Source organism: Streptococcus oralis subsp. oralis, from assembly GCF_002096495.1.
Classification (GTDB): Bacteria; Bacillota; Bacilli; order Lactobacillales; family Streptococcaceae; genus Streptococcus; species Streptococcus oralis_CU.
Genome location: NZ_NCUO01000010.1, coordinates 61,507 through 83,070 on the forward strand (window position 1 = coordinate 61,507; position 21,564 = coordinate 83,070).

Genomic DNA, 21,564 nt, shown 5'->3' on the forward strand with positions numbered 1-21,564 from the left:
TTTCCGAGCAATCGGGGCGATTAAAGAGTCGCATAGAAAGAGGACAAAATGGCAACATACGGATTTTTAGATGTTTTAGAGGAGGAGTTGGACAAGAACTTTCCCTTTGACTTTGAGATTAGTTGGGACAAGCGCAATCACGCGGTAGAAGTGAGTTTTTTACTAGAAACGCAAAATGCTGCAGGTGTGGAGATGCTGGATGAGGACGGAGAAGTTTCGTCAGACGATATCCTCTTTGAGGAAGCGGTTCTTTTCTACAATCCTACCAAGTCAACGGTTAATGCAGAAGACTATTTGACGGTCATCCCTTACCTGCCTAAAAAAGGATTTTCTCGTGAATTTTTAGCTTATTTTGCCCTTTTCCTCAAAGATACTGCCGAGGTTGGTCTGGATGCCCTTATGGACTTTTTGGAAGACCCAGAAGCAGAAGAGTTCGTCATGGAATGGAACCAAGAAGTCTTTGAAGAAGGAAAAGTCGGCTTGGAAGAAGGAGAATTTTACCCTTATCCGAGGTATTAGAAACTAGCGAGGAAGTATATGAAGAAAATAGGTTTGTCTTTTATTTCTGGTCTGTCCTTTGTTTTTTTGATGCTAGGATTTGCTTTTGGAACAATAGCCTTTAAAGAGTTAGATTTTTCGTTTGTCTTTGTTCCAGGCTACCTATTTACTTTTTTCAGCATCTATCTGATCTTCATTCTTCATGAGCTGGGACATGCAGTCTGCGGTTACCTGACAGGCTATCGACTGGTGGCTTTTGGATTAGGGAATTTTCTTCTGACCAAAAAGTCAGGCAAGTTTTCACTTAGCCGAACAGCTGTTCTCAAAAATGTTGGTGCTCAGTATATTGGATTGAAAGAAGATGAAAGTGATCAAAAAATCATCCTGATGCTTGCAGGCGGCTTGATAGTTCATCTTAGCTTGATTATATTAGCGATATTGTATGGATTTTTGACAAGAAGCTGGTATTTTGCAGCTACTTGGATTTGTCTAAATGTATCTTTTCTTCTCATCAATGCTAAGCCAGTTGGAATTACCGATGGAGCAAAAATTTGGGAATTGCTACAACATCCTGAAAATACCAAATACGCCTACCTAGTGTTGAGGCATTCTGCCCAGACCTTGCTAGCTCCTCAAGAATATGATTTGAAAGACTTTATCATGCCTGTTGATGAGGATGCGAGAGGGAGTTTTGCAGAAAGTGTTCTAATTTTTCAGGGACTGGTTTCCATATTCGATGGTCAGATAGAGACTGCCAAAAAACACTTTCAGTCTTTATTAGATAAAACAGATAATCCAATGTCTCAAACTCTTTCCCAATTATACCTTCTTCACATTGCCTTGCTAGAAGGAGATCATGAAAAAGCGGAGCAATATGCATGTAATCGAGGAGTCAAATCCTTCTTATCTCTAAAAATGACAGATACGCAGATCATTCAAGCCTGGTATCAATTTCTGGTTAAGAAAGATATGGATCAAACTGACAAGGCTATAAAGATTGCTAGAAAAAACATGAGGACCAGCCGTTTGGTGCGGGATGAGAAACGCTACTATGAAAACTGGTTAGAGGAGCTGGAAAAAGAATTAGACAAAGGAGTCTGACATGGAAATAGAAATTTCTGATTTCACAGGTTGCAAAATTGCCCTCTTTTGTGAGGATAGGATTTTAACTATCTTACGTGATGACAAATCAAACATTCCATATCCTAATACCTGGGAATTACCAGGTGGTGGCCGTGAAGGGGATGAAAGTCCTTTTGAGTGTGTTGCGCGTGAAGTCTATGAAGAACTAGGAATTCATCTAACTGGAGATTGCCTGCTTTGGAGTAAGGTTTACCCAAGTATGCTTTTTGAGGGGAAGGAATCCGTCTTTCTAGTTGGAAAGTTAAGGAAGGAACAGTATGATAAGATTGTCTTTGGCGATGAAGGGCAGGGCTATAAACTGATGAGCATTGATGAGTTTCTTGACTCAGATAAGGTTGTACCTCAGTTGCAGGATAGGGTGAGGGATTATATGGAGAGAGACTATGATTAGACTTGTCCGAGCAGGAGCAGAAGATTTAGAAACCATTATTGCCATTCAAAGAGCTAGCTTTAAGGCTGTCTATGAAAAATACCAAGATGAGTATGATCCTTATCTCGAGGATCGTGAACGAATCAAGTGGAAATTGGTTGAGCGTTCCAATAGCTATTACTACTTTGTGAAAGAAAAGGAGGAAAACATCGGATTTTTACGAGTTCAGACCAATGAGGAATTGACGGAGGCTTGGTTGGGAACGGCAGCGATTTTGCCCCAGTATCAAGGAAAAGGTTATGGTTCTGAGGGATTGAGATTACTGGAAAAGGAATTTCTAACGATTAAACAGTGGGATTTGTGTACGGTATTACAGGATGCGGGCATGGTCGCCTTTTATGAGAAAAATGGCTACCGTCAAACCCATATCGAGCCTGAAAAAGAAGGTATGGATATGGTTTACATGAAAAAATGGATTGACAAATAGAAAGGATGGTTCGGTTACATTTCTAAACTGAACCCGCCCTAAACACTGTGCCAAAAAGATAAACTCCTCATAGACACAAGCGTCTTCAGAGAGTTTCCTATTTTGGCTTTGTGTTTTACGGGCTTGGTATCTTAATGATGGAAACATGGCAAGAGTTAAAAGTAACGGTTAAGCGTGAGGGAGAGGAATTGGTTTCCAATCTCTTGATTGAGCTGGGGGCGCAAGGTGTTGCGATTGAAGACAGTATGGACTATGTGGGAAATGTTGACCGTTTTGGTGAGATTTTTCCTGAGGTTGAGCAACAGGAAGAAATCGTAGTGACAGCCTACTACCCTGAAACGGTGGATGTAGCAGTGGTTGAGGCAGATTTGCAGGCTCGATTAGCGGACTTAACCGATTTTATGGACTTAGGAGAAGTCAAGATGGGCACGACTGCCTTGGCTGAGGAAGACTGGGCAGACAATTGGAAGAAATACTATGAACCAGCTCGTATCACTCATGACTTGACCATTGTGCCGTCATGGACAGACTATGAGGCGACTGTGGGAGAGAAGATTATCAAGTTAGATCCTGGTATGGCCTTTGGGACGGGGACGCATCCAACTACTAAGATGAGCCTCTTCGCCTTGGAGCAAGTTCTTCGTGGTGGTGAAACGGTACTAGATGTAGGGACTGGTTCAGGGGTTCTTTCCATTGCTAGCTCTCTTCTTGGTGCCAAGGAAATCTTCGCCTATGACCTGGATGATGTGGCGGTTCGGGTGGCTCAGGAAAATATTGAACTTAACCCTGGTATGGAAAACATCCATGTAGCAGCAGGAGACTTGCTTAAGGGTGTTGAGATTGAAGCAGATGTCATTGTGGCTAATATCTTGGCGGATATTCTCATCCATCTGACGGACGATGCCTATCGTTTGGTAAAGGACGAAGGTTATCTCATCATGAGTGGTATTATCAAGGACAAGTGGGATATGGTGCGTGAGTCAGCTGAGTCGGCAGGTTTCTTCCTTGAAACCCACATGATGCAAGGGGAGTGGAATGCCTGTGTCTTTAAGAAGACCAAGGATATTTCCGGTGTGATTGGAGGCTAACATGCAGCAGTATTTTGTCAAAGGCAGTCCTATCTCTCCTGTCACCATTGAGGACAAGGAAACCAGCAAGCACATGTTTCAGGTCATGCGCCTGAAAGAAGGTGATAAGGTTACCTTGGTCTTTGAGGATGGTATCAAGCGCTTGGCGCGCGTGCTAGATGTGGAAAATCGTCAGTTTGAATTGGTTGAAGAATTAGCTGACAATGTGGAACTGCCAGTTCAAGTAACCATCGCATCAGGATTTCCCAAGGGAGACAAGCTTGAGTTCATCACTCAAAAAGTGGCGGAACTAGGTGCCGGCCAAATCTGGGCCTTTCCTGCCGATTGGTCCGTTGCCAAATGGGATGGCAAGAAATTGGGCAAAAAGGTTGATAAACTAGAAAAAATTGCCCTTGGAGCAGCAGAACAAAGCAAGCGGAATCTAGTACCAAGCATCAGTCTCTTTGAGAAAAAGGCAGACTTTCTAGCCCAACTTGACCAGTTTGACTCAATTGTGGTGGCTTATGAAGAATCAGCAAAAGAGGGAGAAACCGCTGCGTTTATCCAAGCAGTCTCTGGTCTTGAAAAAGGAGCCAAGTTGCTCTTCATCTTTGGTCCAGAAGGTGGCCTGTCACCTGCAGAAATTGAGAGTTTCGAAGCTAAGGGAGCAGTCTTAGCAGGACTTGGACCTCGCATTTTGCGAGCAGAAACAGCACCACTTTACGCTTTATCAGCTCTTAGCGTATTATTAGAGTTAGAGAAATAAGAGGAAGAAAATGGAACAAAAACACCGTTCAGAATTTCCTGAAAAGGAACTTTGGGATTTAACCGCCCTTTACCAAGACCGTGAGGATTTCTTGCGAGCAATCGAAAAGACTCGCGAAGATATCAACCAATTTAGCCGTGACTACAAGGGCAATCTTCATACGTTTGAGGAGTTTGAAAAGGCCTTTGCAGAATTGGAACAAATCTACATTCAGATGAGTCATATTGGTAATTATGCCTTTATGCCTCAGACGACAGACTATAGCAATGAAGATTTTGCTAATATTGCCCAAGCTGGGATGGAATTTGAAACAGATGCCAGTGTAGCCTTGACCTTTTTTGACGATGCCTTGGTGGAAGCTGATGAGGAAGTCTTGGACCGTTTGGGTGAATTACCTCACTTGACGGCAGCCATTCGTCAGGCCAAAATCAAAAAAGCCCACTATCTAGGTGCCGATGTGGAGAAGGCCCTGACCAATCTTGGCGAAGTTTTCTACAGTCCACAGGACATTTACACCAAAATGCGAGCTGGGGACTTTGAAATGGCTGACTTTGAAGCCCATGAAAAAATCTACAAAAACAGCTTTGTGACCTACGAAAACTTCTACCAAAACCACGAGGACGCTGAGGTGCGTGAAAAATCCTTCCGTTCTTTCTCAGAAGGACTTCGTAAGCACCAGAATACAGCTGCAGCAGCCTATCTAGCTCAGGTTAAGTCTGAAAAACTATTGGCAGATATGAAGGGCTATGACTCCGTCTTTGATTATCTCCTAGCTGAGCAAGAAGTGGACCGTGCTATGTTTGATCGCCAGATTGACCTCATCATGAAGGACTTTGCGCCAGTCGCTCAGAGATACCTCAAGCATGTTGCCAAGGTCAATGGTCTTGAAAAGATGACCTTTGCTGACTGGAAATTGGACTTGGACAGTGCCCTCAATCCTGAAGTGACTATTGACGACGCCTATGATTTGGTCATGAAGTCAGTAGAACCTTTGGGACAAGAATATTGTCAGGAAGTTGCGCGCTATCAAGAAGAACGCTGGGTGGACTTTGCTGCTAATAGTGGCAAGGATTCTGGTGGGTATGCGGCGGATCCGTATCGCGTGCACCCTTATGTCCTCATGAGCTGGACAGGCCGTTTGAGCGATGTCTATACCTTGATTCATGAAATTGGTCATTCTGGTCAATTCATCTTTTCAGATAATCACCAAAGTTACTTCAACGCCCACATGTCAACCTACTATGTTGAGGCCCCATCAACCTTCAATGAATTGCTTCTCAGTGATTACTTGGAACACCAGTCTGACGATCCGCGTCAAAAACGTTTTGCTCTTGCCCACCGCTTGACAGACACCTACTTCCATAATTTCATCACCCACCTCTTGGAAGCAGCCTTCCAGCGTAAGGTATATACATTGATTGAGGAAGGGGAGACCTTTGGAGCAAGCAAGCTCAACAGCATTATGAAGGAAGTCTTGACAGATTTCTGGGGAGATGCTATTGAAATTGACGACGATGCGGCACTCACTTGGATGCGCCAAGCTCACTATTACATGGGCTTGTATAGCTACACCTACTCTGCTGGCCTTGTCATCTCAACAGCTGGTTACCTTCATCTGAAACATTCAGAAACCGGAGCTGAAGATTGGCTCAATCTCCTTAAGTCAGGTGGTAGTAAGACACCGCTTGAGTCAGCCATGATTATCGGAGCGGATATTTCAACAGATAAACCACTCCGTGATACGATTCAGTTTCTGTCTGATACAGTTGACCAGATTATCGCCTACAGTGCGGAGTTGGGGGAGTAAAGAGGATTTAGGATAAGGATATGAACAGAGAATGGCTTTTTGATAAGTTACTAGAAATGTAGAGGTATTGACCATGTATCAAGAGTTACTTAGAAAAATAGCAGAAGAAAAACCGAGCTATCGTCAAGAAGAACTCCAGTGGTTACTTGATCACATAGGGGATCCCAATCCAGAGATTCGTGATGAATTGGTTTTTACTAGTTTGGCTAGAGGGATTCAGGAAGAGCTATTTACACAGGATCAATTTCATTTCATTGCTGAGGTGGTCTCATCTGATGGAGGACTAGATAAAGAGATTGATAAGATAGGCCTGTCAACACTTGAACGTTCTTTTAGGGCGCTAATTTATGCAAATCTCTTGTCTGCGGATGGTAACGAACACTCTCTTTTCTATAAAGGTTTAAAAACTGATATAAGAAATGCTATGCTATCTCAAGGTTTGTATTACCTTAAAAAAGAAAAGGATACGACAGGTTTTTCAAGTCAGTATGGTTGGGTTCACGCTTTTGCGCATGGAGCGGATCTCTTGACTGAAGTCGTTTGTCATCCAGATTTTCCTAGTAACAGAGTTTCTGAAGTATTTGATGTACTGGGTCAACTATTTAAAAGAATTACCATTCGTTTTACAAATGATGAGGACTGGCGCTTAGCGAGAGTACTTTATGAACCCATTTTGCAAGGAAAATTAGAGCAGGAACAAGTAGCTTCTTGGATAAAAACTGCTGACTTTCCGATAGAAGAAAGGGAAGATTTTTATAAATTTTCCAACTTCAGATCCAGTCTGTTGGAAGTCTATGTCCAACTTGACCAGAGAAATAGTTTACAAGATGCCTTGAAAGAAGCCATTCAATCTTTTCAGTACTAAGTCTAAGAGAGTCGTTTCATGATTTTCAAGTAACTTTCCAGTCAATTTTCTTGAAACCCTTTCCTTCTTCTGATAGACTAATACATAGTTTGAAAAAAGGAGACTTATCATGAAAAAATTTGTTGCTGAATTAATCGGTACATTTATGCTTGTGTTCATTGGAACAGGAGCTGTTGTTTTTGGAAATGGTCTTAATGGCCTTGGACACCTTGGAATTGCTTTTGCCTTTGGTTTGGCAATTGTAGTTGCAGCTTTCTCAATCGGAACTGTTTCAGGTGCTCACTTGAACCCAGCTGTTTCGATCGCTATGTTTGTAAACAAACGTTTGTCATCTTCAGAACTCGTAAACTACATCCTTGGACAAGTAGTTGGAGCTTTCCTTGCGTCAGCTGCAGTATTCTTCCTCTTGTCTAACTCAGGCATGTCAACTGCTAGTCTTGGTGAAAATGCCTTGGCAAACGGTGTCACTGTCTTTGGTGGATTCTTGTTTGAAGTCATCGCAACTTTCTTGTTTGTCCTAGTTATCATGACTGTAACATCAGAAAGCAAGGGAAATGGTGCGATTGCTGGTTTAGTAATCGGTTTGTCCTTGATGGCGATGATCCTTGTTGGATTGAACATTACTGGACTTTCAGTTAACCCAGCTCGTAGCTTGGCACCAGCTGTCTTGGTCGGTGGCGCAGCCCTTCAACAAGTATGGATTTTCATCCTTGCCCCAATCGTTGGTGGTGTTCTTGCAGCTCTTGTTGCGAAAAACTTCCTTGGAACAGAAGAATAATTGAAACTCAAAAAGCCTTGCTCCTCAGCTTGAGGAACAGGGCTTTTTCGTATGATACTCTTCGAAAATCTCTTCAAACCACGTCAGCTTCACCTTGCCGTACTCAAGTATAGCCTGCTGCTAGCTTCCTAGTTTGCTCTTTGATTTTCATTGAGTATGAGTTTAGCGGTTGTCAATTTTCTCTGGATAAAGGTCGTGTTGGAAGAGGCGTTGTTCTGCTAAGCCTTCATACTTAGTTCCAGGTCTACCGTAGTTGTAGTAAGGGTCGATTGAGATGCCACCGCGTGGAGTGAATTTTCCCCATACCTCCAAATAGCGAGGGTCTAGTAGATTGACCAAATCTTTCCCGATAGTGTTGATACAGTTTTCGTGAAAATCCCCATGGTTTCGATAGCTAAAGAGGTAGAGTTTGAGGGATTTTGACTCGACACAGAGCTTGTCAGGAATGTAGGAAATATAAATGGTCGCAAAGTCTGGTTGAGCAGTGATAGGGCACAGCGAGGTAAATTCAGGACAGTTGAATTTGATGAAATAGTCATTTTCCACATGACGATTGTCAAAAGATTCGAGGACTTCTGGTTGATAGTCAAAAATGTAGTTGGTTTCTTTGTTGCCTAGTAGGCTTAGGTTTTTCATTTCTTCTTGTTGTGACATGATTTTTTCTTTCTAATTTAAACACCACGTTGGTTATCGTAGAGGAGGGTGTGCAGTTGAGGGAGGACGCGGACATTGCCCCAGCTATCATCAGTGGCGATGCGTTCCCAGAGTTCTTTGAGGCGGTCCAGTTGGTCTTGGACAATATTGCCTGTAGCCTTGGGCTCAGGATTTCCAGCCGATAAAAAGAGGACATCTGGTTGGTAGCGCTCTTGAATCCCTTTGGCAAAGGCCAAATCGTTATCGTCAAATACAGGGATTTTAAAGGTGACCTTGTCTGGATCTAGTTGGGAAACGATAAAGTCCAAGGTCTCAAAGTTGACTTCCATCTTTGATGAAGGAGGTTTAGGACTCAGAGTGACTTGGTCGATATCTTTTAACCAATTTTGCCAGCGAGAACCTTGAGTCTCAACTGCCAGAGTGACACCACGTTCTTTGAGCTTGGTGACGAGTTGAGCCATGTTAGCTGCTAAGATTGCGGGATTTCCGCCAGATAGGGTTACATAGTCGTAGGTTCCTAATTTATCCAAGGCAGCAATAACCTCGTCAGCTGTCATGCGAGTAGGCTTCTCAGAACCATCCCAAGTAAAGGCAGAGTCGCACCAGTCGCAATGGTAGTCGCAACCAGCAGTTCGGACAAACATGGTTTTCTGCCCGATAGCACGGCCTTCGCCTTGAAAGGTAGGGCCAAAAATTTCCAGAACAGGTAGTTTGAGGACACGTTCCCTAGTCATCTAACCACTCCCGTCTAAACTCTGCAAAGGCAGTCGGAGTTTCATAGAGGCGAACGTATTCCAAACGGAGACTGCGCTCATCTGGTAACTCTTGACTCATGGTTTGGAAAATCCAGTAAACCATATTTTCAGCAGTCGTGTTCATATAAGGCAGGGTTTCATTGAGATAGCGATGATCCAAATGGGGTTCTAAGAAGTCCTTGTAGATAGCTTTGATATCTCCAAAATCGTAGGTCATGCCACGTTCATCTAAAAATCCACTGACAGCAATCTGCAGATGATAAGTGTGGCCGTGCAGGGATTTGCATTTTCCCTCATAGTGAAAGAGATGGTGGGCAGCATCGAAGGTAAACTCTTTTGAAACTAAGGTTCTGTGAGGATTGTAGACAAGAGATTCCCCAGTTTCCTGTCTGATTTCTTTGGGAGCAAAAAACATTAGCCCTCTCCTTTCTGTGAAAGATAAACATCTAAACCATGCTGACGTAGGTGGCAGGCTGGACAATCTCCACAGCCACTTCCGATAATCCCATTGTAGCAGGTCAAGGTCTTTTCACGAACGTAGTCAAAGGCACCGAGTTGGTCGGCTAATTCCCAAGTTTCAGCCTTATCTAGCCACATGAGAGGTGTTTGGATAACAAAGTCGTAATCCATGGCAAGGTTGAGGGTGACATTAAGAGATTTGACAAAGACATCCCGGCAGTCAGGGTAGCCTGAGAAGTCTGTCTCGCAGACACCTGTCACGATATCTTTAATGCCACGTTGCTTGGCAAGAACTGCTGCAAAGGATAGAAAGAGGTGGTTGCGGCCGTCAACAAAGGTATTGGGAACCTCTCCCTCTTTTTGCTCGATCTCCAGATCAGAGGTCAGGGCATTTTCAGTGATTTGTCCCAGCAGAGACATATCTAAGATGTGATGACGAATGCCTTGTTCCTTAGCGATTTCTCTAGCAACTTGAATTTCGAGATGATGGCGTTGGCCGTAGGCAAAGGTGACGGCTTCGACTGTTTCATAGTGTTCTTTAGCCCAAAAGAGGCAGGTTGTGGAATCTTGACCGCCACTAAAGACGACCAAGGCTGATTGACGTTTCATAGAACTCCTTCCAAAATGGGAAATGTTCAGAGCACGCAAAAAGCTCCCTTGAGGGGAGCTAAAAAATACCAAGTAGAGGTTTTTTTTAGCGATGGCATGTCCCAAACATCGTAATATTCTACCTACAGTCTAGCATATTTTTTGAAAAATGGCAAAGAGCAAGAAAAAAGAGACCAAATGAAGCACTTGGTCTCTCGTGTGATTAGCTCAATTCAGCAACGATGGCCTTGATTTGTTCTGCAGTATGAACACCTGCAACTTGTTTCACCACTTGGCCGTCTTTTTTGAAGAGAAGGGTTGGGATAGACATGATTCCAAAAGCACGAGCTGTGTTTGGATTTTCATCAACATCCATTTTAACGATTTTCAAGACATCTTCTGAAAGTTCTTCAGACAATTTATCCAAGATTGGACCTTGCATACGACATGGACCACACCAAGTTGCCCAGAAGTCTACCAAGACCAAACCGTCTTTTGTTTCTTGTTCAAATGTTGCATCTGTAATTGCTTTTGCCATTGTATTTCTCCTTTTTTAGTTATATTGGCTTAAATCTTTTTTCATGAGATAGAAGAAGACATCTCCATAAGTCCCATGGTAGTCCAAATCATGACCATTGTAGGTTAATTTTTGGACAGGGTAGTAGTCTGCGACGCCGATGAGGCAGGCATGTTGAGAACGTTCAAAGTCGTCATAAGATTCGAACGTTATAGTTCTTTCGTTCTTGCTGGCATCTAGATAGGTAATTTCAATCATTTTAAAAACTCCTTTGTTTAATGATGACTTTATTTTACTCCTTGTAAAAGAGAATGTCAAGAAAAATGATTGCGCACGCAACTTTTTTCTAAAATCATCTTAAATCAAGAAATCCAAACCTGTTTCCAAGCTTTCTTCGACAGCCTTCTGTAGAGAGGCCAGTGTCTTTTGCCCATCACTTGTCAGGCAGATAAAGCTAGAACGTCTATCTTGATCACAACACATGCGACTAAGTAGACCGCAATTTTTGGCTTCCAAGCGAGCCACCATCCGAGAAACAGCGCTCGGGCTCAGATGAAGTTTATCTGGCAGGTCAATCTGGCGTAGAGATTTTTCTTGGGCCAAGTCCAGATAGTAGAGCAGGTAAAACTCTTTCAAGGTCAGACTTTGGTCACTCTGCTGGGCAATGGTCTCTTCCAAGAGACCTTCAATTTCTTTCTGACGACGATTGAAATCAAACCACTTTTCCAAATAGCTCATTGCTTTCTCCTTTCTTTTCAAAGTAAAATCACAAAGTCATTACTGACTGTCTCTACAACACAAGATGATTGCGCATGCAATGATTATACTACTTTTAACTAATCCTTGCAAGAGAGAAGAATTGCGATATTTCCTTGAAATTTTCTGAAAAAAGAGTAAACTGGTATGCAAGAAGTCTATTTCGTGGAGTTTAGGATGAAATTATATGTTCAATTAATGATTCTCTTTGTGATTTCTCTAATCGGTGAGGGAATCTCTAGTTTCTTTCATCTGCCCATCCCAGGCAGTATTATCGGCTTGATTATTCTCTTTCTAGCTTTACAGTTCAAGTGGCTAAGAACCAGGCATGTCAATATGGTCGGGAATTTCTTGCTGGCCAATATGACCATTCTCTTTTTACCGCCAGCAGTGGGAATCATGGAAAAGTTTGATGTGATTGCCCCTTACCTATTGCCTATCGTTTTGATTGTCTTTTTTGCCGCGGTCATCAACATTATCCTCATTGCCCTAGTGGTTCAGTTTATCAAGAGACGATTTGAGGGAGATTATGAGAAAGGAGATGCCAAATGAGCGAATTTGTATCCAATCCTTTGTTTGGGATTGCTCTGTCTATCCTAGCTTATCTAGTGGGAATGCTGATTTACAGACGTTTTCCCCATCCATTGACAACGCCCCTGCTTTTGTCGGCTATTTTTATCATTATTTTCCTTAAGGCGACGGGGATTTCTTATCAAGATTATTACCAAGGTGGGGTTTATCTGAACAACTTGATAGTCCCATCGACAGTGGCTCTAGGGATTCCGCTTTATAAGAGCTTTCACTTGATGAAGCACCATGCGCGGAGTATTCTCTTTGGTAGTCTGCTAGCAGTAGTTGTCAACACTAGCTTCACTGCCATAGTGGCGAAAATCTTTGGCATGGATTTTTTCCTAGCCATTTCTCTCTTTCCCAAGTCAGTGACAACTGCCATGGCAGTGGGAATCACAGAAAAATTGCAAGGTTTGACGACTGTGACCTTGGTCGTCGTAGTAGCGACTGGGATCTTGACCAGTGTGATCGGACCAACCCTTTTGAAGTGGTTGAAGATTGACGATCCAGTGGCTGTCGGACTCTCCCTTGGAGGGACAGGTCATGCTGTCGGAACGGGTACGGCCTTTCGATATGGTTCTGTAGCAGGAGCCATGGGTGGCTTGGCTATCGGTGTCACCGGTATTCTCTACGTATTTGTTAGTCCAATAGTAGCCAGTTTGATATTGAGTTAAAGAAAAACCCAGCTTTCTAGCTGGGCATTTTTTATTGCAAATTAACCTTGTTTTTCAAGATATAGTAGGTTCCGAGATAGTAGATAGCTGATAAAAAGAGATCGCGCAAGATTTCTGTACTAATCATCATGTTAAGGTCATTGTCAACTCTTAAGAAGAAAGTGATATAACCAATAACGATTGAAATAACGATATAGGCTAGAATCCCCATAGCTGTTCGATACTCGTTAAAGAGTTGTCCGATAGAGATGGAGAGGTAAATGGATAAAATCCATGCGATTGACCCGACAAATAGTGATAGGGCATATAGCCAGCCGTAGCTGAGATAAGGGGAAATGAAGTTGTAGAGGGCAGTGAAGTCTTTTTCTATTGGTGTTAAGAAGATGATGATCAATATACTCAAGATAAAGACGATATAGCCTAAGATGGACCAGACAAGACCACCTAAAAGTTTTGCGATGATGATTTGGTGCTCAGAGACAGGCAAGGTCAAGGTCAAGTACCCTTGGCGGTCATAAACACTCCCCTTGAATCTTCGGATAATTAAAAAGATTGTTGCAATCCAAAGAGTGACGCTGAGTCCTCCAAAGACTAGTACTAAAAAGAAGATGAAATAAGCAGCATTGTTAGGATTGTAACTCTGGCTAAGACTGCTAATAAAAGCTCCAATCAAAACTGAAATTGCAAGTACAGCACCGTAGAGTGCCAGATACCATTTATTGACATTTTTAAATTCATAACGAACTAGATTCCAAAACATAATAATCTCCTTTGCTTAGGCTTTAAATTCCTGGCGGAAGAGCTGGTCAATTGATTCACCTGACTCGTAACGAATATCATCAACATTTCCTTGGCGGACGACTTTTCCGTCTTTGAGGAAGATGATCTCATCCAAGATTGGCTCAATATCTGAAATCAAGTGGGTTGAAATCAGCACCGTAGAAGTTGGGGAATAGTTGTTGATGATGGTATTGAGGATATAATCACGGGCAGCTGGATCCACGCCTCCGATTGGTTCGTCCAGAACGTAGAGGCGGGCTTCACGGCTCATAACCAGAATGAGTTGGACCTTTTCCTTGTTCCCTTTTGATAGTTTCTTGAGGCGACTGTTTTCATCAATACCGAGATCAGCTAACAAGTGTTGGGCTTTTTCGAGATTGAAATCCTGGTAGAAGGTTTTAAAATAGGTTAGAGCATCCTTAACCTTCATCTCTTCATTGAGGTAGGTTGTGTCTGGCAGATAGGAAACGATCGCCTTGGTAGCAGGACTTGGATCCTGTCCGTTAATGAGGACACGTCCTTTATTTGGTTGAAGGAGGCCATTGATCAGTTTGATTAGGGTTGTTTTCCCGGATCCGTTTGGTCCAAGGAGCCCGACAATCTTTCCGGCTGAGATCTCTAGTGAGATATTGTCAAGTGCCGCAGTTGCTCCATATGATTTTGTTACATTTTCAAGTGCTAGTAGTGTCATAGTCTTAAACTCCTTTAATATAGTCGCTTAATACATTTGGCAGTTCTTCTTTTTTGTAGCCAAATTGAAGCATGCAAGAGACGAATTGTTGCAGTTGCTCCTCGGAAAGTTGTTTGCGGGACTGAAGGATGAGGTCCAAATCCTCGGTGACAAATCGACCAGTTGTCCGCTTGCTGTATACAAATCCTTCACGTTCGAGGTCAGACAAGGCGCGCTGAATGGTATTAGGATTGACCCCAGCCTCGCTCGCCAAATCTCTCACGGTAGGGAGCTGTTGGTTGGGTTCCAGCTCATGGGAAACAATCTGTAGTTTGATTTTTTCCATAATCTGTAAATAAATCGGTTTTGTATTATCAAATGACCAGGACATCATAGTCTCCTTTCTTTGCCTTTATTGTTCTAATCAAATAATACAATAAAACAAAAAACTTGTCAAGTAAAAATAAGAATTGTTTTGGGAATTGCTCAAAAAATGGTATAATGAAAAGAAAACGACAAGGAGGGAAATGCATGCGTTGTCCAAAATGTGGGGCTACCAAGTCTAGTGTTGTTGATAGTCGACAAGCCGAAGAAGGAAATACCATCCGTCGAAGACGTGAGTGCGACGAGTGTCAGCATCGTTTTACAACCTATGAACGAGTAGAAGAAAGAACGCTGGTTGTCGTCAAAAAAGACGGTACGCGAGAGCAGTTTTCGAGAGATAAAATCTTTAATGGGATTATCCGCTCAGCCCAGAAACGTCCTGTTTCAAGTGATGAAATCGGCATGGTGGTCAATCGCATCGAGCAAAAACTCCGTAGTCGCAGTGAAAATGAGATCCAAAGTGAATATATTGGATCTTTAGTCATGGAAGAATTGGCGGAGCTTGATGAGATTACCTATGTTCGTTTTGCCAGTGTTTACCGTAGCTTTAAGGATGTGAGTGAGTTGGAGAGCCTGCTCCAGCAGATCACCCAGTCCTCTAAGAAGAAAAAGGAAAAATAGATGAAGCCAAATGACCGTTTTTCTTTTATAAAGAATAATCGGGTGTCGCAAGATACCTCTTCTCTGGTGCAGTGCTACCTCCCGATTATCGGTCAGGAGGCACTGAGTCTCTATCTATATGCCATTACCTTTTGGGATGGTGGGCAAAAGGAGCATCTCTTTTCCCATATCCTCAATCACTTAAACTTCGGCATGCCGACCTTGCTCCAATCCTTTAAAGTCTTATCTGCTTTGGATTTGTTGACCCTTTATCAGAAGGGGGAAACTTATGAATTGCAGCTTCATTCTCCCCTCTCCAGTCAAGAATTTCTAAGCCATTCTGTCTATAGCAGGTTATTAGAGAAAAAGATTGGGGATACAGCTGTTTCTGCTATGAAGCAGGCTCCAAGTGAGGGAGAAGCACTCTCTGTTTCTTTGAGTCAAGTCTTTCCAACCCTGACTGAAGAAGTGACACCAAGCGAGTCTAAAAGCAAGTTAAAAAACGATTTTGATTTGGAACATTTCCAGCGCCTGATGGTTCGAGATGGCTTGCGTTTTGAAAACGAGCAGGCAGATGTTTTGGAATTGTTTGCCATCGCAGATGAAAAAAAATGGACCTGGTTTGAAACCTATCAATTAGCCAAGGCGACAGCGGTGGCTCAGGTTATTTCAGTCAAACGGATGCGTGAAAAGATAGCACAAAAACCAGCATCTTCTGACTTTAGCCCCAAAGAAATGACCATTATCAGGGAAGCCAAAAATAAAACTCCCCTACAATTTTTAGCGGAAATCAAGCAAACACGTAAGGGAAACATCACCCAAAGTGAAAGAGAACTCCTTCACCAGATGGCGTCTTTAGGCTTGTTGGATGAAGTCATCAATATCGTCTTGCTTCTAACCTTTAACAAGGTTGATTCGGCTAATGTTAATGAAAAATATGCCATGAAGGTCGCAAATGACTATGCTTATCAAAAAATTCGGACAGCAGAAGAAGCTGTGCTTCGGATTCGAGAGCGTCAGCAAAAAGGGCAAGAAGATCAGAAATCGAAAACTAGCTCGACTAAGACAAATGTTCCCAAGTGGAGTAATCCAGAATACAAGAATCAAACCAGTGAGGAGACTCGTCTGGAACTAGAACGTAAAAAACAAGAAATGTTAGCCCGATTAGAAGAAGGAGGAGACTAGATGGAAAGTGTTGGCGACGTTATCAAGCGTCAGACAAGTCGTTTTCAGTATCAGGACCTAGTCCAGCAGATTATGAAAGACCCAGATGTAGCGGCTTTTATCCAGAAAGAATCCCTCAGTCCAGAGGAGTTGAATCGTAGCATCTCCAAGTTCAACCAATATATCACAGAACGGGACAAGTTTCTTCGTGGGGATGCGGACTATATAGCGCGTGGCTACAAGCCCATCTTGGTTATGAATCACGGATATGCGGATGTGTCTTATGAAGAAACACCAGAACTAATCGCGGCAGAAAAAGAGGCTGCAATTAAGAATCGTCTTAAGTTGATCAATCTACCAGCCAGTCTCAAGAAAGCGAAATTGGCTCAGATTGACCTGGATGATCTAGGACGCTTGCCGATTTTTGAGAGACTCTATTCCTTTGTTGACCTTTACCCAAGTATCCGAAAAGGCCTCTATCTTTACGGAGATTTTGGTGTTGGAAAGAGTTTCATGATGGCGGCCTTAGCTCATGACCTATCTGAAAAACGTGGTGCTTCAACAACCATTCTCCACTATCCAAGCTTTGTCATTGATGTGAAAAATGCCATCGGTGAAGGATCTGTGAAGACCTTGGTGGATGACATCAAGTTAGCAGAAGTCCTGGTCTTGGATGATATTGGTGCAGAGCAGTCGACACCTTGGGTGCGTGATGAGATTCTTCAAGTCATTCTTCAGTACCGCATGCAGGAAGATTTGCCGACCTTCTTTACTTCCAACTTTAATTTCCAAGATTTGGAAAAACATTTTGCCAAAGGAAAGAATGGAAATGACGAGACTTGGGAAGCTAGACGGGTTATGGAGCGAATCCGTTATTTGGCTGAGGAAACGAGACTAGAAGGAGAAAATCGCCGATGACAGAAACCATTAAACTGATGAAAGCTCATACTTCAGTTCGTCGCTTTAAGGAGCAAGAGATTTCTCAAGAACACTTAAATGAAATCTTGACAGCTGCTCAAATGGCGTCATCTTGGAAAAATTTCCAATCCTACTCTGTGATTCTTGTGCGTAGTCAAGAGAAGAAAGATGCCCTATACGAACTGGTTCCTCAGGAAGCCATTCGCCAGTCAGCAGCCTTTTTGCTTTTTGTCGGTGACTTGAACAGAGCTGAAAAGGGAGTAAACCTTCATACGGACACTTTCCAACCCCAAGGAGTGGAAGGTCTCCTTATCACGTCTGTGGACGCGGCGCTTGCTGGGCAAAATACCTTGCTGGCAGCAGAGAGTCTGGGATATGGTGGTGTGATTATCGGTTTGGTTCGTTACAAGTCAGAAGAAGTGGCAGCGCTTTTTAACCTACCTGACTATACCTACCCTGTTTTTGGGATTGCCCTTGGCGTGCCAGATCAACAACACGATGTCAAACCAAGACTGCCTTTGAACCAAGTGGTATTTGAAGAAGAATACCAAGAACAGCCAGTAGCAGCGATTTTGGACTATGATCAAGTACAAGCCGACTATGCTGGTGCGCGTGCGACAACCTCTTGGAGTCAACGTTTGGCAGAGCAGTTTGGCCAAGCCGAACCTAGTTCAACTCGGAAGAATCTAGAACAGAAAAAGTTATTGTAGAAAGTGAGAAAACATGGCCTTACCAACTATTGCCATTGTGGGACGTCCCAATGTTGGGAAATCAACCCTATTTAATCGGATCGCTGGTGAGCGGATCTCAATTGTAGAAGATGTCGAGGGTGTGACACGTGACCGTATCTATGCAACGGGTGAGTGGCTCAACCGTTCTTTCAGTATGATTGACACTGGAGGGATTGACGACGTTGATGCTCCCTTCATGGAACAAATCAAACACCAGGCAGAAATTGCTATGGAAGAAGCAGATGTCATCGTTTTTGTGGTGTCTGGTAAAGAAGGGATTACAGATGCGGACGAGTACGTAGCTCGCAAACTCTATAAAACCCATAAACCTGTTATCCTTGCTGTTAACAAGGTTGATAATCCAGAGATGCGAAATGATATCTATGATTTCTATGCGCTAGGCTTGGGAGAACCGCTGCCAATTTCGTCTGTCCACGGTATCGGTACGGGAGATGTACTGGATGCCATCGTGGAAAATCTACCACATGAAGTCGAAGAAGAAAATCCAGATGTCATTAAATTCAGCTTAATTGGCCGTCCCAATGTTGGGAAATCAAGTTTGATCAACGCCATTTTGGGAGAAGACCGTGTGATTGCTAGTCCAGTAGCTGGAACAACACGCGATGCCATTGATACCCATTTTATAGATGCTGATGGACAAGAGTTTACCATGATTGATACGGCGGGTATGCGTAAATCAGGTAAAGTCTACGAAAATACAGAGAAATACTCTGTCATGCGTGCCATGCGTGCTATTGACCGTTCCGATGTGGTCTTGATGGTCCTCAATGCTGAGGAAGGTATTCGTGAGTACGATAAGCGTATCGCAGGATTTGCCCACGAAGCGGGTAAAGGAATGATCATCGTGGTCAACAAGTGGGATACCCTTGAGAAAGACAACCATACCATGAAGAACTGGGAAGAAGACATCCGTGAGCAGTTCCAATACCTGCCTTACGCACCGATTGTCTTTGTTTCAGCTTTGACCAAGCAACGTCTCCACAAATTGCCTGAGATGATCAAGCAAATCAGTGAAAGTCAAAACACACGCATCCCATCAGCTGTCTTAAACGATGTGATTATGGATGCCATCGCTATCAATCCAACACCGACAGACAAAGGAAAACGCCTGAAAATCTTCTACGCGACTCAAGTGGCAACCAAGCCACCAACCTTTGTCATCTTTGTCAACGAAGAAGAACTTATGCACTTCTCTTACCTGCGTTTCTTGGAAAATCAAATCCGCAAGGCCTTTGTCTTTGAAGGAACCCCGATTCATTTGATCGCAAGAAAACGCAAGTAAGCCTTGCTTATTTTTCAATAAGAATAACTGAAAAGAAGACTAGTCTGTCTTCTTTTTTTCTATAAAATAGGTGAAAAAATCCTGTCAAATTGAATGAAAAATCTGTCATCAAAATTCAATCATTTTCCCGGCTTTTGTAACCTATTTGTAATGAAATTGCACTTTTTTTGTAAAAATCAAAATGCTATAATTCCTTAAATCAATTTTCCTTTATCAGGGAGGTTATTATGAAAAGAAGCAGATTATTTAAACATAGTTTGTTGGTTCGCTTGCTTGGACTGCTGATGGTCTTTCTCTTCTTGTCAGCATTCACAGCACCTGAAAAACCTGAGTACGGGATCTATGACCCAGATCACTATCTGACTGACGCGACAATTAGTCAGATTCGGGAATTGAATAATGTCAATAGTAAAAAATCAGAAAAAATCCAGATGGGTGTTTACGTTGTGAAAAGCCTAAATGGAGAAACAATCGAGACTGTTGCCAATGAAACAGCTAGAGCTTGGAAGATTGGCTACTCGGGAGACAATCACGGTGTCTTGATTGTGGTAGCAGTTCAAGATAGAAAATCACGGATTGAAACCAGTAATAATGTGGCCAGTAAAATCACAGACTATCAGACTCACAGATTCTTGACAACAGCACGCCCTTACTTTCAAAATGGTGACTATAACAAGGGAGTTCTCTCTATAGTAAACAATCTCAACTACATCTTCTATAGTGGATCGAGTACGACTTCTTCAAGTTCTAGAAGTAGTTACGATTATACCACCAACTCTAGTCGCTTAAGGGAACTTGAAAAGTATGCTGGTGAGAGGAGTTCTTCAAGACGTCATCGAAAAAGCAGTTCGAGTGACGGAGTTATCGGATTTGGAATTCTCATTTACTTCATCGTGATGATCATCGGATTTATATCTGGAGGTCGTGGTAGCGGTTCACATGGCGATGATTCTGGCGGTGGCTGGTGGAGCGGTGACTCATCAGATTCAGGATCCTCTTGGTCTGACTCAGGCTCCGACTCATCTGGTGGCTGGGACGGCGGTGGCTTTGATGGTGGCGGTTCGTCTGATGACTGGTGAGTGATTACATATTGCTCAAACCGATTTTTCCATGCAGTAAGGTGACTCCTTTGCAACAGTTCACTCCTTAATTAAAAATAAAAACAAAGTTTGGGAAATTGATTTAAAATCTGAGTCCTATATCAGAAAAGTTGATAAAAGAAAGTGTTAAGGTTTTGATATGAAACAAAATAAAGTAATTCTCTCAATAGTGGCGATCTTCTTTGGACTACTAGTTCTGGGAAGTTGTTCCGCAGTGACGACCTATAATGGTCTGGTTGGTGAACAGACTAAAGTGGAGCAGGCTCAGGCCGATGTCTCGACAGCCCTCCAACGTCGTTCGGACTTGATTGGTAACTTGGTGGAGTCCGTTAAAGGACAAATGAATCATGAAACCGAAGTCTTTACCAAGATTGCGGATGCTAGAGCTAAAATCGGTAGTAGCTCAGTAACTTCGGAAGAAAACCAAAAGGCTCAGGGAGAGTTGAGCTCAGCTCTTTCCCGCTTGATTTCCTTGACGGAGAATTATCCAGAACTCAAGAGCAATCAAAATGTTGAGCAACTAATGGTCGAACTTTCAGGCAGTGAAAATCGTATTTTTGTAGCACGCAAGGACTATAATAAGGTTGCAGCTGAGTACAATCAAAAGTTGAGAAGTTTTCCAACCGTGCTTTTTGCGAATATGATGAACTTTAAAGAAGCTGAAACCTTTAAAGAAACAGAAGAAGCCAAGACAGTTCCTAAGGTCGATTTTGGAACATCTTCATCCAGTCAATAAAGTGAATCAGCCTATGAATAAAGGAATTTCTCTAGTATGACTAGTGATTTCAAACTCAAACCTGGAAATCTTTTTCCAGGTTTTTTTGGTATAATAAAAGGGAAGAGACAGTGACTCAAATGGAGGTTTGCTATGGAGAAAACAAAAGCCTTTCTTGAAGCGCACTACAAGAGATATATTCTTACGATTTGCCTTCTCTGGTTCCTCATGTTTTTCCTTCCTTGGGATTGGCAAATAGGAGGAGTTTCAATTTATTATTTCGTTATGAAAAAACTCTTTGTGGTTTTTGGAGTTTTATCCATCCTATACTCGGTGTTGATTAAAAAAATCAGTCTTCTCATCTTTGGCATCATCTTTTGCTTGGCCTTCTGGATCAATCTCTTTTGGTATTTTGGCTTATTGCCAGCATTTTTGGGAAATTAAA

General features: G+C 42.6%; 29 protein-coding genes. 19 read left to right on the forward strand and 10 right to left on the reverse strand.

Features of this window, described 5'->3' with window-relative positions:
- The first annotated feature begins 48 nt into the window (after nt 1–48).
- The 9 genes from B7717_RS02570 to B7717_RS02610 all read left to right on the forward strand — a co-directional run bounded on the left by B7717_RS02570 (nt 49) and on the right by B7717_RS02610 (nt 7,781).
- Nucleotides 49–519 carry a DUF3013 family protein gene (locus B7717_RS02570; RefSeq protein WP_009730470.1) on the forward strand — a complete coding sequence of 157 codons (471 nt, stop codon included), beginning with the start codon at nt 49–51 and terminating at the stop codon, nt 517–519.
- Between the two features lie 18 nt (nt 520–537).
- Entirely contained in the window at nt 538–1,599 is a 1,062-nt protein-coding gene (locus B7717_RS02575; RefSeq protein WP_084944118.1) for a site-2 protease family protein, read from the forward strand.
- 1 nt (nt 1,600) lies between these two features.
- The gene (locus B7717_RS02580; RefSeq protein WP_084944119.1) at nt 1,601–2,032 is read left to right on the forward strand and encodes an NUDIX hydrolase; all 432 of its coding nucleotides are present in this window, start codon (nt 1,601–1,603) and stop codon (nt 2,030–2,032) included.
- Complete coding sequence (locus tag B7717_RS02585) at nt 2,025–2,498, forward strand: GNAT family N-acetyltransferase (RefSeq protein WP_084944120.1); 474 nt, start codon at nt 2,025–2,027, stop codon at nt 2,496–2,498. The genes B7717_RS02580 and B7717_RS02585 overlap by 8 nt, the downstream gene beginning before the upstream one ends.
- A gap of 137 nt (nt 2,499–2,635) precedes the next feature.
- Complete coding sequence (gene prmA / locus B7717_RS02590) at nt 2,636–3,586, forward strand: 50S ribosomal protein L11 methyltransferase (RefSeq protein ID WP_084944221.1); 951 nt, start codon at nt 2,636–2,638, stop codon at nt 3,584–3,586.
- A 1-nt stretch (nt 3,587) separates the two neighbouring features.
- Complete coding sequence (locus B7717_RS02595) at nt 3,588–4,331, forward strand: 16S rRNA (uracil(1498)-N(3))-methyltransferase (RefSeq protein ID WP_084944121.1); 744 nt, start codon at nt 3,588–3,590, stop codon at nt 4,329–4,331.
- Between the two features lie 10 nt (nt 4,332–4,341).
- On the forward strand, nt 4,342–6,138 hold the full coding sequence (gene pepF / locus B7717_RS02600) for an oligoendopeptidase F (RefSeq protein ID WP_084944122.1): 1,797 nt from the start codon (nt 4,342–4,344) through the stop codon (nt 6,136–6,138).
- 73 nt (nt 6,139–6,211) lie between these two features.
- The gene (locus B7717_RS02605; RefSeq protein ID WP_084944123.1) at nt 6,212–7,003 is read left to right on the forward strand and encodes a DUF2785 domain-containing protein; all 792 of its coding nucleotides are present in this window, start codon (nt 6,212–6,214) and stop codon (nt 7,001–7,003) included.
- Between the two features lie 109 nt (nt 7,004–7,112).
- Nucleotides 7,113–7,781 carry an MIP/aquaporin family protein gene (locus B7717_RS02610; protein ID WP_084944124.1) on the forward strand — a complete coding sequence of 223 codons (669 nt, stop codon included), beginning with the start codon at nt 7,113–7,115 and terminating at the stop codon, nt 7,779–7,781.
- Nucleotides 7,782–7,943: 162 nt separating this feature from the next.
- Here the strand turns inward: B7717_RS02610 and queF are convergent, their stop codons facing one another.
- The 7 genes from queF to B7717_RS02650 all read right to left on the reverse strand — a co-directional run bounded on the left by queF (nt 7,944) and on the right by B7717_RS02650 (nt 11,492).
- Nucleotides 7,944–8,435, reverse strand: coding sequence for a preQ(1) synthase (gene queF, locus B7717_RS02620; protein ID WP_000082582.1), 492 nt, complete (start codon nt 8,433–8,435; stop codon nt 7,944–7,946).
- Nucleotides 8,436–8,452: 17 nt separating this feature from the next.
- Nucleotides 8,453–9,169 carry a 7-carboxy-7-deazaguanine synthase QueE gene (gene queE / locus B7717_RS02625; protein WP_084944125.1) on the reverse strand — a complete coding sequence of 239 codons (717 nt, stop codon included), beginning with the start codon at nt 9,167–9,169 and terminating at the stop codon, nt 8,453–8,455.
- The gene (queD, locus tag B7717_RS02630) at nt 9,162–9,605 is read right to left on the reverse strand and encodes a 6-carboxytetrahydropterin synthase QueD (RefSeq protein WP_084944126.1); all 444 of its coding nucleotides are present in this window, start codon (nt 9,603–9,605) and stop codon (nt 9,162–9,164) included. Before queD ends, queE begins: the two co-directional genes overlap by 8 nt.
- Nucleotides 9,605–10,258 (reverse strand): 7-cyano-7-deazaguanine synthase QueC, encoded by a 654-nt coding sequence (gene queC / locus B7717_RS02635; protein WP_049478689.1) that lies wholly within the window; start codon nt 10,256–10,258, stop codon nt 9,605–9,607. The genes queD and queC overlap by 1 nt, the downstream gene beginning before the upstream one ends.
- Before the next feature lie 202 nt (nt 10,259–10,460).
- Nucleotides 10,461–10,775: a thioredoxin gene (gene trxA / locus B7717_RS02640; RefSeq protein WP_001029581.1), complete on the reverse strand. Its 315-nt coding sequence runs from the start codon at nt 10,773–10,775 to the stop codon at nt 10,461–10,463.
- 15 nt (nt 10,776–10,790) lie between these two features.
- Nucleotides 10,791–11,012, reverse strand: coding sequence for a DUF4649 family protein (locus B7717_RS02645; protein ID WP_084944127.1), 222 nt, complete (start codon nt 11,010–11,012; stop codon nt 10,791–10,793).
- Nucleotides 11,013–11,111: 99 nt separating this feature from the next.
- A complete protein-coding gene (locus B7717_RS02650; RefSeq protein ID WP_000120821.1) occupies nt 11,112–11,492 on the reverse strand; it encodes a MarR family transcriptional regulator in 381 nt (126 codons plus the stop codon).
- Nucleotides 11,493–11,687: 195 nt separating this feature from the next.
- Here B7717_RS02650 and B7717_RS02655 point away from each other — a divergent pair, with 195 nt between their 5' ends.
- Both B7717_RS02655 and B7717_RS02660 read left to right on the forward strand, forming a co-directional pair.
- Nucleotides 11,688–12,062: a CidA/LrgA family protein gene (locus tag B7717_RS02655; RefSeq protein WP_000781325.1), complete on the forward strand. Its 375-nt coding sequence runs from the start codon at nt 11,688–11,690 to the stop codon at nt 12,060–12,062.
- Complete coding sequence (locus B7717_RS02660; protein ID WP_001288935.1) at nt 12,059–12,754, forward strand: LrgB family protein; 696 nt, start codon at nt 12,059–12,061, stop codon at nt 12,752–12,754. Before B7717_RS02655 ends, B7717_RS02660 begins: the two co-directional genes overlap by 4 nt.
- Before the next feature lie 31 nt (nt 12,755–12,785).
- Here the strand turns inward: B7717_RS02660 and B7717_RS02665 are convergent, their stop codons facing one another.
- Genes B7717_RS02665 through B7717_RS02675 form a run of 3 tightly spaced genes read right to left on the reverse strand, consistent with a single transcriptional unit; the run spans nt 12,786 to nt 14,595 of the window.
- Nucleotides 12,786–13,514 carry a hypothetical protein gene (locus tag B7717_RS02665; protein WP_084944128.1) on the reverse strand — a complete coding sequence of 243 codons (729 nt, stop codon included), beginning with the start codon at nt 13,512–13,514 and terminating at the stop codon, nt 12,786–12,788.
- A gap of 15 nt (nt 13,515–13,529) precedes the next feature.
- On the reverse strand, nt 13,530–14,225 hold the full coding sequence (locus tag B7717_RS02670) for an ABC transporter ATP-binding protein (protein ID WP_000173187.1): 696 nt from the start codon (nt 14,223–14,225) through the stop codon (nt 13,530–13,532).
- A gap of 4 nt (nt 14,226–14,229) precedes the next feature.
- Nucleotides 14,230–14,595 carry a GntR family transcriptional regulator gene (locus B7717_RS02675; protein WP_000119117.1) on the reverse strand — a complete coding sequence of 122 codons (366 nt, stop codon included), beginning with the start codon at nt 14,593–14,595 and terminating at the stop codon, nt 14,230–14,232.
- Between the two features lie 140 nt (nt 14,596–14,735).
- Between B7717_RS02675 and nrdR the strand changes: the two genes are divergently transcribed.
- The 8 genes from nrdR (at nt 14,736) to B7717_RS02715 (ending at nt 21,563) form a co-directional block, all read left to right on the forward strand.
- A complete protein-coding gene (gene nrdR, locus B7717_RS02680) occupies nt 14,736–15,209 on the forward strand; it encodes a transcriptional regulator NrdR (protein ID WP_001203676.1) in 474 nt (157 codons plus the stop codon).
- Nucleotides 15,210–16,373 carry a DnaD domain protein gene (locus tag B7717_RS02685; RefSeq protein ID WP_084944129.1) on the forward strand — a complete coding sequence of 388 codons (1,164 nt, stop codon included), beginning with the start codon at nt 15,210–15,212 and terminating at the stop codon, nt 16,371–16,373.
- The gene (gene dnaI, locus B7717_RS02690) at nt 16,374–17,270 is read left to right on the forward strand and encodes a primosomal protein DnaI (protein WP_000446487.1); all 897 of its coding nucleotides are present in this window, start codon (nt 16,374–16,376) and stop codon (nt 17,268–17,270) included. It abuts the gene before it with no gap.
- Entirely contained in the window at nt 17,267–17,980 is a 714-nt protein-coding gene (locus B7717_RS02695) for an NADPH-dependent oxidoreductase (RefSeq protein WP_084944130.1), read from the forward strand. The genes dnaI and B7717_RS02695 overlap by 4 nt, the downstream gene beginning before the upstream one ends.
- 13 nt (nt 17,981–17,993) lie before the next feature.
- Complete coding sequence (der, locus tag B7717_RS02700; protein ID WP_084944131.1) at nt 17,994–19,304, forward strand: ribosome biogenesis GTPase Der; 1,311 nt, start codon at nt 17,994–17,996, stop codon at nt 19,302–19,304.
- A 227-nt stretch (nt 19,305–19,531) separates the two neighbouring features.
- The gene (locus B7717_RS02705) at nt 19,532–20,383 is read left to right on the forward strand and encodes a TPM domain-containing protein (protein WP_084944132.1); all 852 of its coding nucleotides are present in this window, start codon (nt 19,532–19,534) and stop codon (nt 20,381–20,383) included.
- A 160-nt stretch (nt 20,384–20,543) separates the two neighbouring features.
- Nucleotides 20,544–21,140 carry a LemA family protein gene (locus B7717_RS02710; protein WP_000812473.1) on the forward strand — a complete coding sequence of 199 codons (597 nt, stop codon included), beginning with the start codon at nt 20,544–20,546 and terminating at the stop codon, nt 21,138–21,140.
- A 132-nt stretch (nt 21,141–21,272) separates the two neighbouring features.
- Nucleotides 21,273–21,563, forward strand: coding sequence for a hypothetical protein (locus B7717_RS02715; RefSeq protein ID WP_084944133.1), 291 nt, complete (start codon nt 21,273–21,275; stop codon nt 21,561–21,563).
- Nucleotide 21,564: the final 1 nt, after the last annotated feature.